This is a genomic window from Paraburkholderia sp. J7 (genome assembly GCF_905220155.1).
In the GTDB taxonomy this organism is placed as follows: Bacteria; Pseudomonadota; Gammaproteobacteria; order Burkholderiales; family Burkholderiaceae; genus Paraburkholderia.
Genome location: NZ_CAJMYZ010000127.1, coordinates 1 through 298 on the forward strand (window position 1 = coordinate 1; position 298 = coordinate 298).

General features: G+C 66.8%; 1 protein-coding gene. It reads right to left on the reverse strand.

Annotated features, from left to right (window positions below; genetic code table 11):
* Window positions 1-298, reverse strand: a 298-nt coding sequence (locus U5A58_RS40625; protein ID WP_321965476.1) for an FAD-linked oxidase C-terminal domain-containing protein, incomplete at both ends; no start/stop codon positions are given.

The following is a 298-nucleotide window of genomic DNA, read 5'->3' on the forward strand; positions in this document are numbered from 1 at the left end:
ACCCACGTCGAAGGCCGCGTGCGGGCGCGCGGCGGCCAGCAACTCGCCGACCGACTCGCGCGCGGCCCACAACTGCTTTGCCTGCTCCAGCGACTGCGCGACGATCACATCGTCGATCGTGCCTGCTTCGAGCGCGTCGCCAAGCGCTTCTTCGAGCGCGCGCTGTGCATCGTCGCTGGCTTCGCCCAGTGTTTCGACGAGGGCGTAGACCGGATAACGCGTCGAAAAGGCAGGCTTGAGCCTGGCCACGTCGCAGGCGGCCAGCATGAAGTCGTCCCACATCAGCTCGAACGACGAA